We start from the raw sequence: 17,701 nt of genomic DNA on the forward strand, positions 1-17,701 counted from the left end.
GCTCGGATCCGGCCGTCCACCGCACCAGGTCGCCGGTGCGGTACAGCCGCTGCCCCGGCGCACCGAACGGATCGGCGACGAAACGCTCCGCGGTCAAGCCCGGCCGACCCCGATACCCGCGCGCCACCCCGGCACCCGATACATACAGCTCACCCACGACACCCACCGGCACCGGACGCAACCAGGCGTCCAGCACGACCACGTGCGTCCCCGGGATCGGGGTGCCGATGCCGATCACGTGCTCCGGCAACAGTTCCGAACCGGTCACCCAGATGGTCGCCTCGGCCGGACCGTACAGGTTGTGCATCCGGCGGGTACCCGCCGTATCGGTGCCCGCCCACCGTGCCACCAGCTGCTCCGAGCAGCGGTCACCGCCGGTCAGCAGCACCTGCAGCTCGTCGAGCCCAGCCGGGTCCAGCGACATCGCCACCGCCGGGGTCACAAACGCGTGGCTGACCCGCTTGTCGCACAACAGTTCCCGCAGCGGCTCGCCGCCGTACACCTCCGACGGCGCGACCACCAGCGCCGCGCTCCCGGCCACCGCGAGCAGCAGTTCCAGGATCGCCGCGTCGAAGGTGCGGGCCGCGACCGCGAGCACCCGCGATTCGGCGTCGACCTCGCAGCGCCGGACATGGTCGGCCACCGCGGCCGCGAGCCCGGCGTGGGTGACCTCGACACCCTTCGGGATGCCCGTCGAACCGGAGGTGTAGACGACATAGGCGGTGTTGTTCACGTGCACAGCCGGATTCGGGTGGACCGTCGTGCCGGTAGCGGACCGGTCGAGTTCGTCGAGGTCGATCACCGGCGGCCCGAACTCCACGAGGCCGCCCCGCGCAATCACTCCGCAGGCCCGGGAATCCATGCACACGAAGCGATTCCGCTCGTCCGGATGCGCCGGATCCAGCGACAGGAAGGCCGCGCCGGTCTTGGCGATGGCCCAGACCGCCGTCACCCAGTCCCGTGACCGGGGCAGTGCCAGCGCGACCACCGATTCCGGGCCGATGCCCCGCCCGATCAGGCTGTGCGCCAGTCGATTCGACCGCTCGTCGAGCTCGCGATAGGAGATCCGTGCGTCCCCGTCCATGACCGCGTCACCGTCGGGATTGCCCGCCACCGCGGCAGCCAGCAATGCGGGCAGCGTCACCGGCTCCGGACCGTCCGCATCGTCGTAACCACCCCAGGCACCGACCAGCAGGTCACGCTCGGGCGCGGTCAGGACCTCGAGCTCACGCACCCGGACGGTCGGCTCGGCGGTCACGGCCCGTAGCACCCGCACCAGGCGGGTGGCCAGCGCCGCCACCGTGGACGGGTCGAAAAGGTCGGTGGCGTAACCGAGTTCGACCGGGATGACACCGTCGCGATCCGGGCTGTCGGTCAGGGTGAAAGTCAGGTCGAAGCGCTCGATACCGGTGTCCGCGCCCGCGGCGCTCACCACCACGTCGGGCAGTTCGAGGCGGGCCTGATCGAGGTTGTGGAAGGCCAGCATCACCTGGAACAGCGGGTGATGCGCCTGACTGCGTGGGGGATCCAGGGCCTCGACGACCTGTTCGAACGGCACGTCCGCGTGCGCGAAGGCATCCAGGTCCACCGCCCGGATGTGGCCGAGCAGGTCGGTGAACGGCGCGGACTCGTCGACCCGGGCGCGCAGCACCACGGTATTGACGAACATGCCGATGAGCCCGTCCAATTCGGCCGCACCGCGCCCGGCCACCGGCGAGCCGACCGCGATATCGCCGCCACCGGACAGCCGCGCCAGCACCACCGCCAGCGCGGCGTGGAAGACCATGAACAGTGTCGCGCCGCGAGTGTGCGCGAGCGCCTGCATGCCCGCCACCACGGCGGGTTCGAGGGCGAAGGCGTGGGTCGCGCCGCGCTGCGAGGCCACCGGCGGGCGCGGCCGATCGGTCGGCAACGCCACCACTTCCGGCAGGTCGTTCAACTGCGCCGACCAGTACCGAAGCTGTTGCGCGAGCGGTGATTGCGGATCGTCGCCGGTTCCCGACCACTCCCGCTGCCACAGCGCGTAGTCGGCGTACTGCACCGGCAGCGGCTGCCAGTCCGGCTGCCGCCCATCGTGGCGGGCCGTGTACGCCGCCGCGAGGTCACGCGCCAGTGGGGCCATCGAGAAGCCATCGGCATTGATGTGGTGGACCACCAGCACCAGCACGAATTCGGTATCGCCGGTGGACAACAGGCTCGCTCGCAGCGGAACCTGCTCGGCTACATCGAATCCCGTCGAGACGGCCTCGGAGATGGCGGACGCCAGTCCGGACTCGCTCACCGCGACCGGTGTCAGATCCAGCTGTGCCGCATCGAGTTCCACGACGGGCACCACGACCTGGTACGGCACCCCGTCGACATCCGGATACCGGGTGCGGAGCACCTCGTGTCGTGCCAGCACATCCCACACCGCCGCGCCCAGGGCCGCCACGTCCAGCGCACCGGACAGGCGGATCACCATCGGAATGTTGTAGGCGAGCGATTCCGGGTCGAAACGGTTCACGAACCACATCCGCTGCTGCGCGAACGACAGCGGTACCCGCTCCGGGCGCGGGCGCGCACCCAGACGCGGTCCCTCCGGCACCACCGGGGCCTGCGCGACCCGGGCGGCCAGCAGACCGGCCAGGGACGCCACCGCCGAGGCCTCGAAGACATCGCGGACCGCGACGGGCACACCCACGCCATCGGACAGTCGCGCCGAAAGCCTTGTCGCCGACAGCGAATTGCCGCCGAGTACGAAGAAGTCGTCGTCCACCCCGACCCGCTCGAGGCCGAGCACCTCGGCGAACACGGTGGCCACGATCTCCTCCACCGGGGTGGCGGGGGCCCGATAGGTCGCGCGCGCCACCACCGGCGTGGGCAGTGCGGCCTTGTCCACCTTGCCGTTCACGGTCAACGGCAGGGCATCGAGCACCATCACCACATCGGGCACCATGTAGCCGGGCAGCCGCGCGCTCAACTGTTCGCGCACCAGTGCGCCCAAGGCTGCAGGGGCGCTCCAGGTCTCGTGCGGGCGCAGCAGTGCCGCGCGCCGATCGTCGACGACGGCGGGGGTGGCGGCCAGGGTGGCGCGCAGCGCGTAGACGATGTGCAGGTCGGTGCCGATCACATTCGGGGAGATTCGGGCCTCGACCTCGAATCCCCGTTGCGCCAGCAGTTTCTCGATGTGGGCCAGCCGGTCCTCGACATCGTGGACCTCGATCACCATGCGATCCACCAGCGGCCAGTGCCGTTCCTCGATGCCGTGCAGCGCATCGAGTTCGCTGCCCTCCACATCGAGCTTGAGCAGGTCGATGTGCTCGATCCCGTACTCGTCCATGATGTGCGAGAGCGTGCGGATGGGGACCTCGACCTGCACGCAGTCCAGGCGGTCGGCGATCAGCTGATCGAGCAGGCTGTCACCGAGTTCCTGTGTCTCCGCCCGATATTCGTTGTGAATGAACGATTCCAGAATGTCGTGCTGGACCGTGCTGTCGGCGCCGCGACCCGACAGCACCGACATCTCCGGGTAGTAGGTGAAGGTGTCGGTGGTGGCCTCCGCGCCGATGGCGTACGGGATCAGGGTGGCGTTCAGGTCGTGCAGGGCGGCGTTGGCCTGGTACATGCGCCGCAGTTCGGGCATCGGTTCGACCGCGAAGATCTTGACGCCGGGCGACTTCCGCTTGGCGAAGACGGAGAACAGGCCGACGTGCGCGCCGATGTCGACGACGGTGCCGCGCTCGGGAATCGTGACGCCGCCGTGGCAGTATTCCTCGGTCTCGAAGATCTCGTCGTAGAGAAATTCGATATTCGAGCGGTTGCGGCCCACCACCGGCATGCCGTTGGGCAGCTCGTGCAGTTCCTCGGGGGCGATCACGCCGTCGCGTTGCAGCCGCAGGCAGGCGGCCGCCGCGGTGGCGAAGCGGGGATCGGGGACCAGGTAGGCGACCAACTGGGTGTCACCCGGCGCCTCGGCGCCGACGCTATGCGTGGCGACCACCGCCTGCGCGACGCAATCCTGTGCGGCGAGCAGGGATTCGATCTCGCCGAGTTCGATGCGGTAGCCGCGGATCTTCACCTGCTCGTCGGCGCGGCCGAGGTATTCCAGCACCCCGGGCTCGGTCCAGCGGACCACATCACCACTGCGGTAGAGACGACCACCGGCGGGATCGAACGGGTCTGCCACGAACCTGGACGCGGTCAGCCCCGGGCGGGCGAGATATCCGCGCGCCACCTGCGCACCCGCGACATACAGTTCACCGGCGACGCCCACCGGCACCGGGCGCAGCCACGAATCCAGCACGTAGGTACGCAGATTCGCCAGCGGCACACCGATCGGGCTCACACCCGAAGCTCCGCGCCAATGCTGTTGTCCCAGTGGCTGTTCGGTGACGTGCACCGTGGTCTCGGTGATGCCGTACATATTGACCAGCCGGGGCGCGTCCGGACGATCGAGGACCGGCCAGCGCTGTAACCGGGTGGGGTCCAACGCCTCACCACCGAAGATCACCAGCCGCAGCGCCGAGTGGTCATCCACCGCGCCACGCCGCGATTCGATCAGGGCGTAGAACGCCGACGGGGTCTGGTTGAGCACGGTCACGCCCTGCTCGACGATCAGCTCCCACAGCTCGAGCGGCGAGTACGCCACCTCGCGCGGCACCACCACGACGCGTCCGCCATACAGCAGCGCGCCCCAGATCTCCCACACCGAGAAATCGAAAGCCTGTGAGTGGCACCAGGTCCAGACATCGTCGGCGCCGAATCCGCACCACGACTCCGTACTACGGAACAGCGAGACGGCATTCGCGTGGGTTACCGCCACGCCCTTGGGTTTTCCGGTGGTGCCGGAGGTGTAGATGACGTACGCGACATTGCCGGGCCGGGCCACCGCACCGAACACGGCGGGGCCGTCGGCGTCCACGGCATCGATGTGCAGTCGGGGAGTTTCCCCGGTAGCGACCAGATCCGCAGTGCTGTCGTCGAACAGGACCAGCGCGGGGGCCGCGTCACCCAGGATGTAGGCGATCCGCTCCGGCGGGGAGGTCGGATCCAACGGCACATACGCGGCACCGGTCTCGAGAATCGCCAGCAGGGCGGTGATCAGCGCACTGCCCTTGGGAAGCGCCACGGCCACCAGGGTTTCCGGCCCCGCTCCACGCGCCGCCAGGACCGCCGCCAACCGCCGTGCCCGCTGTTCGAGCTGCGCGTAGGTAATCTGCCGCCGACCATCGACCACGGCCACAGCGGCTGGTGTCGCGGCCGCCCGCTCCCGGAAGATCTCGACGAGAGTAGCGGCGGAGTCGATCGGTACCGAGGTAGCGATCCACTCCCGCAGCACCCGGTCGCGCTCATGCGGGGCGAGCAACTCGACATCGCGAACCAGCGTCGCGGGCTCGGCGATCGCCCGCAGGAACACCGGCAGGAAACGCAGGAACCGATCGTGGTGGCGCGCAATCTCTTCGGGCGTGTACAGCGCGTGATTGGCCACGAAATCCAGCCGGGTGGCGGTCGAGTCGGGAGTCTCGCCCGCACCCGCGTAAACGCTCACCGACAGGTCCGACACCAGTCCCGGTGTCAGCACCCGCAGCCGTCCGGTGATCGGTCCCAGCACCACCTTGGTGTCGAACATCATCAGATCCACGTACGGCCCGAACACCTGGGTCTGCGGGGTGAGCCGCCCGATATCGCGGAACATGTCCTCCTGGCGGTACCGCTGCCGGCGCATCACCTCGATCAGCTGGCGCTGGGTCGCCTCGAGCAGTTCGCCGACGGTGCCGCGCGGACCCGTCGTGATCCGGAAGGGCACGGTATTGGCCAGCATGCCGCCCGAGCGCAGGGCCGCGGTGGTGACGCGCGCGGACACCGGCAGGCTGAGCACGATGTCGTCGCTGTCGGTCATGCGGCCCAGGAACAGCCCGAACGCGGCCAGGATCGGTACGGCCGGATTGACCGAGGTCGCCTTGACCACGGCGGCAAGGAGTTCGGCGGTCTCGGCGGTGAGCACCCCGCTCACCGAGATCGGGTGCGCGTCGGCCTGCGCACTGCGCCCGGCCAGGCTGACCGGCGCGGGCAGCCCGGCCAGCTGCCGCTGCCAGAACTCGCGGTCGGTCGTGAAACGGTCGGAGGCCCGGTACTTTTCGTCGGCGGCCACCAGATCGGCGAGACCCTGCACGCGCGCCGCCGGGGGCTGCGTGCCCTGCACGGCGGCGGTGTAGAGCTCGCCGACCCGGGCCAGCAAGGTCATGGCGGCCAAACCGTCCATCGCGATGTGGTGAGCGCGCAGGTACCACAGCCAGTGCCGCTCGCCGACCCGCAGCACGGCGGTCGCGATCAGCCGATCTCGGTGCAGGTCCACCGGCGCGCTGTACTCGGCGCGCATCCAATCCTCGGCCGCCGCAATCGGATCCGGTTCGGCACGCAGATCCAGCAGCCGGGTCGGCTCGTCGAGCGGGCGGTCGGTCGTCTGCATCGGCCCGTGGTCGGTCTCGACCACCCGCAGCCGCGCGGCTCCGAACTCACCGGCCACCTGCCACAGCGAGGCCATCAGCAGTTCGACGTCGAGGTCGCCGTGCAGATCGATACACAGGGCATTGGTGATCGGGGTCGGCCCCGTCAGCTGTTGCGCGTACCAGATGCCCTGTTGCGCAGCCGACAACGGGAAAACGACAGAACTGTGCCCGGTCAAATACGGCTCCTGCGTCTCGAAACGGGTGAACGATTCCCTACACGGACTGTGCCGCTCCCCAGACGGACAGACCGCTTTCCTACACGGACAGCGCCGCGGACTTCAGTCGTGCGAGCGCCTCGAGACCGGACAGCACCTCGGCATCCGGGATGCCGAAATCGATGAGGCAGGCGATCTCGTCGACGCCGATCTCGTGCAGCCGGGTGACCATCGCGGCCGTGGATTCCGGCGTGCCGAACAGGCCGTTATTGCGGTAGTAGCGTTCGAAGGCGAAATCCAGCACCTTGGAACGGGTCTTGGCGTCGAGGCTGTCGAGCGCCTCCGAGCCGCGCCGCCACAGGTCCACGGAATCCTCGAGATAGCGCTTGAACGGTCCCTCCACGGTGGCGCGCACCTTCGCCTCGTCGGAACCCACGAAGGTGTGCAGCATGACGGTGACGGTGCCCGCGTCGGGATCGTGGCCGTGGCTCGCCCGCGCGGCACGGTAGGCGGCCAGCTTCGCCGCCAGCTCGTCGACCTCCTGGAACAGCAACGCGGTCAGCACATTCGCGCCCAGCGCCCCGGCCATCTCGAAACGTTCGATGCCGCCGCTACAGGTCAGCCAGGTCGGCAGGGACGGCTGCACCGCCGCCGGGAAGATCCGCACCTCGCGCGGCTCCCCGGTCCCGGTGGGCCGGGTAACCGATTCGCCGCGCCACAGCCGCTGCACGGTATCCATTCCGGCGCGGGTGATCTCGACCCGATCGGCGTAGTTGTCCGGTGCGAGCAGGAAGTCGTCGGCGTTCCATCCGGTGGCGAAGGCCACGTCGACGCGGCCGCCCGAGAGGTTGTCCACGACCGACCAGTCCTCGGCGACGCGGATCGGATTGTGCAGCGGCAGCACCACACTGCCCGCGCGAATGCGCACCCGCTCGGTCGCGGTCGCCAGCGCCGCACCCAGCACCGCCGGGTTCGGATACAGGCCGCCGAAGCTGTGGAAGTGCCGCTCCGGGATCCAGATCGCCCGGAATCCGTGCGCGTCGGCGAAGCGGGCGCTGTCGAGCAGCAGGCGGTAGCGCCCGGCCGTGTGCTGTTGCGCATCGCTGGCGAAGAACAGCAGGCTGAAGTCCATTTCGCGGCGTCGCGGTTGCTGCCCGGGCCGAGACCCGTTGTGCGGCTCCCCCGGTCCGTGCCCGTTGCCACGGCCGTCGACCATGGCCGCGACATCGGCCAGACTCAGGCCGTCGAAGATGTCCTCGGCGGTGATCTCGGTGTCGTAGCGGTCCTCGAGAATCGTCATCAGTTCGGCGGCCTTGACCGAATCCAATCCCAGCGAGGTGAGCGGCGAATGTGGGTCCACCTGCTCGCGTTCGAGCCGATCGGCCGCCCAGCCCACGAAGAACTCCAGCACGGTCGCGCTGTCGGACGGTGTTGTGGTCATCGCACGCTCCCCTGGAATTCCGTGGCCGTGGAGAAGGTTTCGCTCAGCCGCTGCCGTTGGATCTTGCCGCTGGTGGTCTTGGGCACCTCGCCCTTGCCGACGAACACCACCCGGTGCACGCTCACCGCGTACTCGCGGCTGACCGCGTCGCGAATCGAATCCTCCAGTGCCGCGATCTGATCGGCGGGGAGGCCGTCGGCGAGCTCGCCGACCACCAGCACCCGGTCCTGGTTGTCGACCTGGGCGGCGAAGACCGCGCAGCCGCCCGGCCGGATGTGCGGATGGCCGGACAGGATGGTGCGCTCGACATCCTGCGGGAAGATATTGCGGCCGTGCACGATCATCAGTTCCTTGCTGCGGCCGGAGATGTAGAGCTCGCCGTCGCAGACGAATCCGAGATCACCGGTGCGCAGGTACCGGGTGTCGTCCTCGCCCGCGATGGTGGCCGCGAAGGTCTCGGCGGTCTGCTCGGGCTTGTCCCAGTAGCCGGCGGTAATGCTCGGGCCGCGTAACCAGATCTCACCGATCCGGTCGGCCGCGCAGCGCGCACCGGTCTCCCGATCGACCACGGCGATCTGCGGGCCCACCGGCCCGACGCTGATCAGCTCCCGCCCATCGGGTTTCGCGATCGCGTGCCCGCCCTCCAGATCGGCCGCCGAGAAGCCGCGCGAACGCGCACCCGCGCCACGGTCCCCGCCATTGACGTACAGGGTGGACTCGGCCAGCCCGTACATGGGCGCGAAACTGCTCGCCCGGAAACCGCTGACGGCGAACGCATCGACGAACGCCCGCAAGGTATTCGGATCCACCGGCTCCGCGCCGACGAAGGCGATATCCCAGCCGGTCAGATCCAGCTCCGCCGCCGTCTCCGGGGTGACCCGCTTCGCGCACAGCCCGTAGGCGAGATTGGGGCCGCCCGCGACCACCCGCTCCCCCGCGGCGATCTCCCGCAACCAGCTCAGCGGATCACGCAGGAAGGTCATGGGCGACATGAGCGTGGCGGGGAAGCCGGCGAACATCGGCAGCAACGCGCCCTGGATCAACCCCATATCGTGATAGGGCGGCAGCCAGGAGACGATCGAATGATCCGGCGTGAGTTGATATTTCGTGCGCAGCAGACCGAGATTGGCCATCAGGTTCGCATGCCGGACCATGACGCCCTTGGGCGTCCCGGTCGATCCGGAGGTGTACTGCAGGAAGGCGATATCGTCGGGCCCCGGCGCATCGGCCGGCTCGTAGCCCAGGCCACGGCCCGCCTGCTCGCTGTCGATGACCCGGATGCCGCCGAGCCGCTCGCTGTCGACGGGCACCACCGACAGCGGTGCGATCGCCGCCGCCGCGCCACTGTCGCGCAGGATCGCGGCCAGCGTCGCGAGTTGCTGCGCCGACATCGGAAGGTGAACCGGCACTGCGATTCTGCGCGTCGTCAGACAGGCGAAGAAGCCGCACACGAAATCGGGTCCGGGCGGGCACAACAACGCGACCCGGTCGCCGGTCGCGGTTTCGGCGATGATGCGTTCGGCCAGCCCGGCGATCCGCTCCCAGAGGTCGCGATGGTCGAGGACCTCCCGATCCTCGCGACGGTTGGCGAAAACATAGGCCGATCGATGCGGGGTATCGAGCACTCGCGCGGACAGAATGTCCACCAGGGTGCCGGGGTCGGTAGCCGGGCGGCCCTGCGAGTTCCTTCTCGATCTCTGCATACGCCTGGCTCCTCCTGGATCCTCGACCGTCACACCACAACCGGCAATCAAAAGAAGTGAAACGGCTACTAGCGGAAAGAGCAGCTGACAGAACAGTCCAGGCCCCATCTTGGCCGCCGGAAGGGGACACGGCAACGATAGGGCCAACCGTCGCGTGTCGGCGACCTGGAGTGTTGCATTCGGATGGATTTAATTGGCTGAGTGGCCGCGATAAAGGACCGACCGGTCGTTGAATTTCTTAAATGGAATTCCACTACTTTTAAATCCTTGACCGATCCAGCTGCGAAAATCTATCGTCTAGGTAACACTTGAAGGTAGAAGTAATCACCTTTTCATTACAAATACATCTCGGGGCTTCCCCGATGCGCTCTCCCGATGGATAACCGACACCGCCTAAGGAGACTCTCCATGCCCAAGCGCTATTCAGCAGAAATCCGCCGCAAAGTACTCGAGTTGATCTCCACTGGCCGCACCGTCTCGCGCGTCGCCTCGGACCTGGGAATCGCCGAGCAGACGATCTACAACTGGCGACGCCAGGAGTTGATCGCGACCGGACAGGCTCCCCTGACCCGGGGCGGATTACTGGAACTCGCTGCCGCACAACGCCGTATCGAGGACCTCGAACGAGAGGTCATCCAGCTGCGGCAAGGTCGGGCGGAACTCGAGGACGCTGTCGCGGCACTACCCTAGTCCCGGAGCCACCGGTACCGGCTCCGGGACTTGCCGCGCCCGCCGTCACGGCGGGCGCTTTCGGCTTTCCGGGCACCTTGATCAGCGTCCGGGCACCCTGATCGCGCGGCGGTGTCAGCCCGCCAGCACCGACCAGTCACCGGCATACAGCGCATTGCGTGCGGTCACGGAAATCGGTGCGCGCGTGCGGATCGCGTGCTGGGCGGCGGCGACATCGGCCGGATGATGCCCCAGGACAGTCGCTCCCACCACCGTCCCCCGCTCCAGCACCACTCGGCGATACGAGCCCGGCCGATCGACCACGATCACCTCGCCACCCGGCTGCGGATGCACCACGCCCAGCGCGAACAGCTCCAGTCCGACATCCTTCAGGATCGCGGCCGGCGCCACCTCGGCCAGCGAACGGTTCCCGCCGAGCGCGTTGACCGCCGCGACCTGCCCCTGCTCGGCCGCGATCGGCCACAGCCCGACCACCTGCCCGCGATGTTCGGCGACATCGCCGGCGGCGTACACATCCGGCACACCCGTGCACATCCGATCGTCGACCAGGATCCCCCGCCCGACCGGAATGCCTGCGGCACAGGCCAGATCGGTGTTCGGCCGAATCCCGGTGGCGGTCAGGAACAGGTCGCACGGCAGCCGCCCCGCACCGGCCAGCTCGACACCGTGTACCGCCGGATCACCGGTCACCCGCTCGCATTCGGCGCGGCACAACACCCGGATGCCCAGGCTCGACAGGTGATTCAGCAGCAGATCCGCGCACCGGGCGTCGATGTGGCGCGACAGCAGATGGTCGCCGCGTTCGAGGACGGTGACCGCGAGCCCGAGCCGATTCAGCGCGGCGGCGATCTCCACACCGAGCAGACCCGCACCCGCGATGACGGCGTCGGCGCAGCCGAACTGCTGCACATAGGAGCGGATGCGCATGGCGTCGTCGGCCTCGTGCAGCGCGAAACAGCCCGGGCGCCAGAGCCCGTCGATGGGCGGCGTCGAGCTGCGCGCGCCCGTCGCGAGGATCAGCCGGTCGTAGGGCAGGGACTGTCCGGTGGCCAGCCGTACCTGCCGGGTTCGCACATCCACGTCCGTGACCAGTGTGTTGAGCCAGGCTGTCACGCGATTGCGCTCGTACCAGCCCTCCGGCAGCAGGGCCAATCCCCGCATGGCGGAACGGCCGTACACCAGCCGCGAGATGCCCATCCGGTTGTAGGGGCCGTGCGATTCCTGGCCGACGAGGTGGATTTCGCAGTCGGGATGGCCGCGGCGGATGAAGTCGGCGGCCGTCACGCCCGCGATGCCGCTGCCGATCACCACCACGCTGACGATCGACCGGTCGAAACGTGCCGGGGCACTGGGCGGTACGTGACCCGGCTGCGGCGTCAGCGCGACCCGCACGGTGCCGCGGTCGAGGCGCGCGCAGCACGCCATTCTCGTGTTATCGGCGAAACCCAGGCGGCGCAGGGTGTTCAGCTCGTCGGGGCCCGGCACCGACAGTGCGTCGGCTCCCTCGAGCACGGCCACCGGATCGGCCCCGCAGACGCCCATGCGGCAGCCGGATTCGATGCGCCGACCCGCGCGCTCGGCGATCTCGAGTAGGCTCGCGCCCGGCTCGATACCGCCCTCGACCGGCGTCGAATCGAAAAACACCGACAGCGCGGGTGTTTCGGCCGTCCGTGTGCCGCGCGGGCGCGGGAGCGGCAACAGCACGGGTTCGGCGCGAACCCCGGTGTGCACCGCGTACTGCAGCTCGACGACGCGGGTGCGCGCGACCCAGCAGAGGGTGACCAGCAGCATCGTGCCCCGAATCTGCCAGCGCAGCCAGGACAGATCGACGCCGAACAGCATCGATGCCGAATGCGCCAGCGACGCGCCCGTGAACCAGTAGAAGACGTTCAGGGCGATCGCGGCCGCGCCCACGCTGAGCATGGCCGGGCTCAGCCGGGTCAAGGTATCGATGGTGAAGTAGGCGGCGACGGCGACGGTCATGAACAGCGCCAGCAGCACAAGCCGTTGCACCACAGCGAGTCCGTCGTAGCGCGACAGCACGAAGAAGCCGAGGACGAACCCCGGCAGCGCGGCCGCGAACAGGCGACGCGGGCCGTTCCACAGCGCGGCCGGATCGGCCAGGTCGGCCTGGTACGCGCTGCGCGGCCGCAGATCGAAACAGTTCTTGGCGCAACCCACACAGGGCCGGCAATGCGCGTTGCGCACGGTCACGAACGGCGTCTGCCCGTAGGCGCGCTGCAGGGCGAACAGTGGGCAGATGGTGCTGCACCAACCGCTCTTGCCCTGATACAGCAGCCCACCGGCGAAGGCGGCCGCCAGCACCGCGGCCAGCACGATCCCGGCGGCGACCCCGCTGCGGTCCAGGCCCGCCAGGCGCGCACCCGCGATCGCGAAGAAGGACGTCACCGACACCAGGTAGCCACGTGAGCGCAGCCAGGCCGGCGGTGGCTTGCCACGACCGAAACCGCGAACGCGCGCAAGCTGATTCACCGCCGCCAGCGGGCAGGCATTGCGCCACGCTCCCGGGGCGAGCAGGAACAGCGCGGGCAGCACGGGGACAACGATGCCGAAGAAGACGAAGAGTCCGAGCGCGGGCGCGAGGAACATGGCGACGATATCGCCGATATAGATTGCGACACTGGCGATTCGGACGTACCGCCAGAGCCGGTCGGGGATTCGGGCAGGAAGCTCGGTGACGGTCGGGAACGGCGGTCGCCGCCCGGCCGGGTCGATGCCCAGCAGGCGATTCGCCATCGTGAGCCAGGCGCCCGGTGGGCGTGCGGAGACATGTTGTGTCCGGGCCGGTTTCGTGTTCGACGCAGTGTCGGTCGGCCCATCGGGATCGGCCGATGGCGCGTACAGCACCGCGATCAGCGTGCCGCCGATTTCGATCACGTCACCGGCGTCGAGCGTCACCCGCCCGGTCAGCCGCGCACCGTTGACGCAGGTGCCGTTGCGACTGCCCAGATCGACCAGCGACAGTCCCGTCGGGCTGGGCACCAGGCGCAGATGTTCGCGCGAGACACCGGGATCCGTCACTCGGATGCCGTGATGTGACCGGCCGATCGTGGTCGGGCCACCGAGGCGTTGCAGGCGGGGCGGCCGCCCGGGCTCCCGAATCTCGAGCAACGGCGGCCCGCCCGCGACCCCGAGCCGACGGCTGAACCGCCGTAATTCCTTGTGCCCGGCGGATACTCGCGGTGAAGGCAGCGTCGGCATGCCGTCGCCGTCGTAGGAATCGGGGAGCTCGATCACGGGTTCTCATTTCGGAATCGAATCGGCGGATATCGAAGACCAGGGTTCGGCGGACAGCGAAATGCGTTCGAGGGCGACATTTTTCGGCGCGATGTGGAGGCCGCCCCCGACGCTCGTGGCGAGTCTGTGTCGATCACCTCCCCAGGAACGGTTGCGTGATGGTCGAGAAATACTGCACGGCCGCGAGCACGGCCACCGGCGCGGTCACCAGCAATTGGCCCGCGAGCGTGCCCAGCGCGCCGAAGCCCGCGATGCCGCCCAGGCAGCCCAGCAGCGCGGCGGGCAGGATCGGCCCGAACAGTCCGATGATCGTCGCGCCCGCCACGGTCGCGCCCGCGATGCCGCCGAGCAGGCAGCCCACGGCCGCGCCACCCATACCGCCAGCCAGGGTGCCGCCGCTGGCACCGAGCATGATGGTGTCCTTCATGCGGTTGAAGGCGGCCTGCTCCCGATCGAACGGCGTCTTGAACTGGTTGCTGTCCTCGAAGGGCAGTGCCACCGGGCGATAGACGGCACGGTCGATGTCCAATTGCGGCGTGAGGGTCGCGGTGTGATCGGCGACATCGGCCGCGATGGGGAATTCGAAATCGTCGACGCGGAATTTCAGGTCGACGCCCGCGACGGTGTCCCCATTCGGTGCCTTGATTTTGAACACCCCGTCTTCGACGCCCATCGAGCCCGCATCGGTCGAAATTATGGCGCCTTCGGGAGCGTTTCTGGCGGTGAAATGCACGGCCTGATCGACAATCGGCCCGGCGTGGGCCCCGCCGCCGCAGACACCGAGCGCAACGATGGTCAAGGCCGTGGTCACAAGGGTTTTCCAGATATGCACAGTGGTTTCCTCATCTCCAGATCTCGGTGGAGTGTCGTGCGATGGTGACCATGATCGTGCGATGCAGAGGAGATGTAAACATGCGTCCAGTAACGGAATCTCCAATAACTCCATAGTGGAATTCCAGTATGAGACGACCCTTGCCGGGCACACTCCGACATCCCTATCGTATGGGCCACGCACACGCGTATCCGAAGATCTCGGCCGCTCCCGAATCACGGTCCGTGATAGTACCGAGATTGCCGATTCTCGATCTCCCGAGGTGAATCTCGTGCTTGGAAGGAAATTCGCGACCACCGTCTCGGCCGCAACCCTGCTGGTCGGCGCGGTATTGGTCGTCGACGGCGGACGTGAGGCAGGGGCTGCGCCCGCCGCGCCGAATCAGAACTGCGCACTGATCGTGCCCGCCGACCCGTTATCCGCAGCGGGACTGGCTACGCCCTACCAACTGGTCGCCACCGATCCGGCGGCCGGCCCTTGCAACGAGGCCAACCCGAATCAGTCGGCCTTCGTGGAGGCCGCGATCCTGGCCGAGGACGGCACGCTCACCACCTATGACCCACTGGTCGTCGACCAGGGCACGCAACCGGCCGTCACGCCGGTGCCCGCGCAGGTGAATCGCGGTGCGACCGTGGGCATCTGGTTCGGTTTCAACGGGGCCAACCTGACGTTGAAGGCGGCAGACGGCACCGACGGTCTTACGCGCGGCCACTGTGTCAACGGCCTGCGGCACGGCTCGATCTTCGGGCAGTTCGCGTATTGCAATGCGCGCGAGTTCTTTCGGGCCGCCAATCGCAGGATCGGCGACCACCGGCTCGTCGTCCCCGCTACCGGCACGGCAAAGGACGGCTTGCCCTGCCCGACCGTCCGCGACTTCGTGGTGGTGGATCAGGACCAGAGCGACAATGTGGTCACGCATTATCTGGCCACCGCGAACGGGCAGACGGCCCAGCTCGATGCCGCCAACACCGCGCAGCTCGCCAATGCGGCGGATCTGGCCAACGGCAGTGACAATCTACTGCTGAGCCGATTCATCGACCCGGCACTGGGCTGCTCGCCCTGGATGGTGCCCAACCAGTCCGCCGACCGGCAACCGACCCCTGCCCTTGCGACGGACGAACTCTCGGCCGCCGCCAACCAGCAGGCTCCGATCGCGCTCGTACCGCTGACCGACCCGATGACTCTGAACAATGGCGCGACCAGCGTCCTCAAAACCGATCTCTACCGGCAGGGCGTGAACCAGGGGTTGGTCCGGGGTCGCGACCGCGACGAGGACGGCGACGGCGCCGATGCCGTCGAAACCGACGACGCCGCAACCGTTCCCGGCACCGGCGGCGGGAGCCGGATCACCGCGGACGGGCGCACCCACACCGGCGACGACGGTGACGGCGCGACCTATTGCACCAACCTGTTCACCACCGCCAACGGCGTCCAGCGCGTATTCAACGATCAGCAGATCTTCGCCGCCGCACCCTCGGTGGATCCCGCCGCCGCGACGAACCTGTTCACCTTCCTGGCCATGCGCGCACAGCAGACCTTCGGAAACCTCAACTGCCAGGCCCTGATCGGCAAGCCCAACCCCGTCACCCTCACCACCGACGCCAACGGCGCCGTCACCGCCGCGACCTTCACACCGGACGGCGCAGCGACCACCACACCGACCACGTCCGAGACGACCCCGCCCGAAACGACCCAACCCGCCACCACACCGGACACCACCGTCCCTGCCGACAGCGGCACCGAAATACCCACGCCCACAACGTCTTCGACGCCCACACTGCCGACGACTGTGCTACCGACCACAGCGCCGCCATCTTCGGCTACCGCGGTACCGTCACCGACGACGGTAGCGCCGACCGTGACAACGGCACCGCCTACCCGGACTCGTTTCCCGAAGCCAGGACGTCACGGCCGCGGCGACGTGCCGACGACCAGCTTCGGCCGGCACTGGTAGCGCGGACCGTCCCCTAGCCGCACTGCGGGAGGGGCTTGGGGGTCGTGGTCGGCGCGACCACCGGAGGCTTTGCGGTCGTCGTCACCGCGGGCGGACGTGGAGCGGGCGTGACCGGATGCGGGGTCGTCGCCACGGGCATGGCCGGACGCGGCGCGGGCGGGTGCGGCGTCGTGGTTACCGGCGGGGCGACGTGGGTCGGTTTGGCCGATGACGTGCCCGGCTTCGTGGTCGGTGTGGGAGGCGGCGGCACACACCGGGTGGTCGTGACCGGCGGTGCCGGCGTGCCGGGAGTCGTTGTCTTTCCCGGTGTTCCGGGCACCGTTGTCACGACCGGTGCGGAGGTCACCACTGGCGTGGTCGTCACGACGGGGGTCGTCGTGGTCACGACAGGCGTGGTCGTCGCCACCGGCGTCGTGGTCACCACCGGCGTGGTCGTCGCCACCGGCGTCGTGGTGACCGGAGTGGTGGTCACGGGCGACGTCGTCGGCGTGACGCCCGGCCCGCTGATCACGATGACGGGGGTCGTGGTGGACGGGTCCGAGGTGGGAGCCGGGCTGGTGGTGACGACCGGATCCGTGGTCGTCACCACCGTTGTCACTACGGACGAGTTCACATCGGTGGGCAGGAGCGGCGGCAGGGACAGGTTGGCGCCCGCGCTCAGCGTCACCGAAAGGCTGGCTCCCGTCGAAGGATCCGTCGTCGTCACCGGCGTATCAGTGGTCGTCACCGGTGTGTCCGTCGTCGTGACCGGGTTGTCCGTGGTCGTATCCGTCGTCAATGGTGTGCTGGTGTCGACCATCGTGATAGGCCCGGTGCCCGGATCATCCGACGAGGCCGCCGGATCCCCCGAGTCACCGGGGACGGGCACATCGCTCGGGGTCTCGGAGGTGTCGCCGATATCCCCGGCCGTCGTCGAATCCAGTTGCGTACTCAGCTTTTCGGTAGTCGAGGAGGCCTTGCGATCCCCCAACCGATCCGCGCCCTTCGGTTCCGCGGCGGCCACCGCCGCCACCGTGAGCGTCAGCAGTGCGGTGACCGCGACGGCCCGCGGCAGGTGCTTGATCAGGTTGCTGCGGGGTTTGACGATGAACGGGGCCGCGGCCGAATCGTCCCGGCCGAGCTCGTTGCTGTCGGTTGGTTCCACGAGTGCCTTCTGTTCCGCTGTGAGTCGCCCTGGGGA

8 protein-coding genes (1 of these 8 only partly in view) are annotated in these 17,701 nt (G+C 68.5%); 2 read left to right on the forward strand and 6 right to left on the reverse strand.

Annotated elements, in window-relative coordinates; all coding sequences use genetic code 11:
* From ACFXHA_RS11870 to ACFXHA_RS11880, 3 genes are all read right to left on the reverse strand, one after another.
* A protein-coding gene (locus tag ACFXHA_RS11870; protein ID WP_379355654.1) for a non-ribosomal peptide synthase/polyketide synthase crosses the window boundary here: on the reverse strand, nt 1-6,664 show its beginning. 21,674 nt of this gene lie to the left of the window's left edge; 6,664 of the gene's 28,338 nt are visible here — the first part of the coding sequence; the start codon lies at nt 6,662-6,664; the stop codon falls past the left edge of the window.
* A 79-nt stretch (nt 6,665-6,743) separates the two neighbouring features.
* Nucleotides 6,744-8,084: a MupA/Atu3671 family FMN-dependent luciferase-like monooxygenase gene (locus ACFXHA_RS11875; protein ID WP_379355656.1), complete on the reverse strand. Its 1,341-nt coding sequence runs from the start codon at nt 8,082-8,084 to the stop codon at nt 6,744-6,746.
* Nucleotides 8,081-9,787 carry a fatty acyl-AMP ligase gene (locus ACFXHA_RS11880; protein ID WP_379355658.1) on the reverse strand — a complete coding sequence of 569 codons (1,707 nt, stop codon included), beginning with the start codon at nt 9,785-9,787 and terminating at the stop codon, nt 8,081-8,083. The genes ACFXHA_RS11875 and ACFXHA_RS11880 overlap by 4 nt, the downstream gene beginning before the upstream one ends.
* Nucleotides 9,788-10,195: 408 nt before the next feature.
* Between ACFXHA_RS11880 and ACFXHA_RS11885 the strand changes: the two genes are divergently transcribed.
* Nucleotides 10,196-10,477, forward strand: coding sequence for a transposase (locus ACFXHA_RS11885; protein ID WP_379355660.1), 282 nt, complete (start codon nt 10,196-10,198; stop codon nt 10,475-10,477).
* 114 nt (nt 10,478-10,591) lie between these two features.
* Here ACFXHA_RS11885 and ACFXHA_RS11890 read toward each other — a convergent pair whose 3' ends face one another.
* A complete protein-coding gene (locus ACFXHA_RS11890; protein ID WP_379355662.1) occupies nt 10,592-13,735 on the reverse strand; it encodes an FAD-dependent oxidoreductase in 3,144 nt (1,047 codons plus the stop codon).
* A gap of 133 nt (nt 13,736-13,868) precedes the next feature.
* Nucleotides 13,869-14,567, reverse strand: coding sequence for a hypothetical protein (locus ACFXHA_RS11895; RefSeq protein WP_379355664.1), 699 nt, complete (start codon nt 14,565-14,567; stop codon nt 13,869-13,871).
* Between the two features lie 271 nt (nt 14,568-14,838).
* Between ACFXHA_RS11895 and ACFXHA_RS11900 the strand changes: the two genes are divergently transcribed.
* Nucleotides 14,839-16,521, forward strand: coding sequence for a hypothetical protein (locus tag ACFXHA_RS11900; protein WP_379355666.1), 1,683 nt, complete (start codon nt 14,839-14,841; stop codon nt 16,519-16,521).
* 13 nt (nt 16,522-16,534) lie between these two features.
* On the opposite strand, the gene ACFXHA_RS11905 is transcribed toward ACFXHA_RS11900, so the two are convergent.
* Nucleotides 16,535-17,665 carry a hypothetical protein gene (locus ACFXHA_RS11905; protein WP_379355668.1) on the reverse strand — a complete coding sequence of 377 codons (1,131 nt, stop codon included), beginning with the start codon at nt 17,663-17,665 and terminating at the stop codon, nt 16,535-16,537.
* Between the last annotated feature and the right edge of the window lie 36 nt (nt 17,666-17,701).

The sequence above is a fragment of the Nocardia sp. NPDC059240 genome, assembly GCF_042753865.1.
Classification (GTDB): domain Bacteria; phylum Actinomycetota; class Actinomycetes; order Mycobacteriales; family Mycobacteriaceae; genus Nocardia.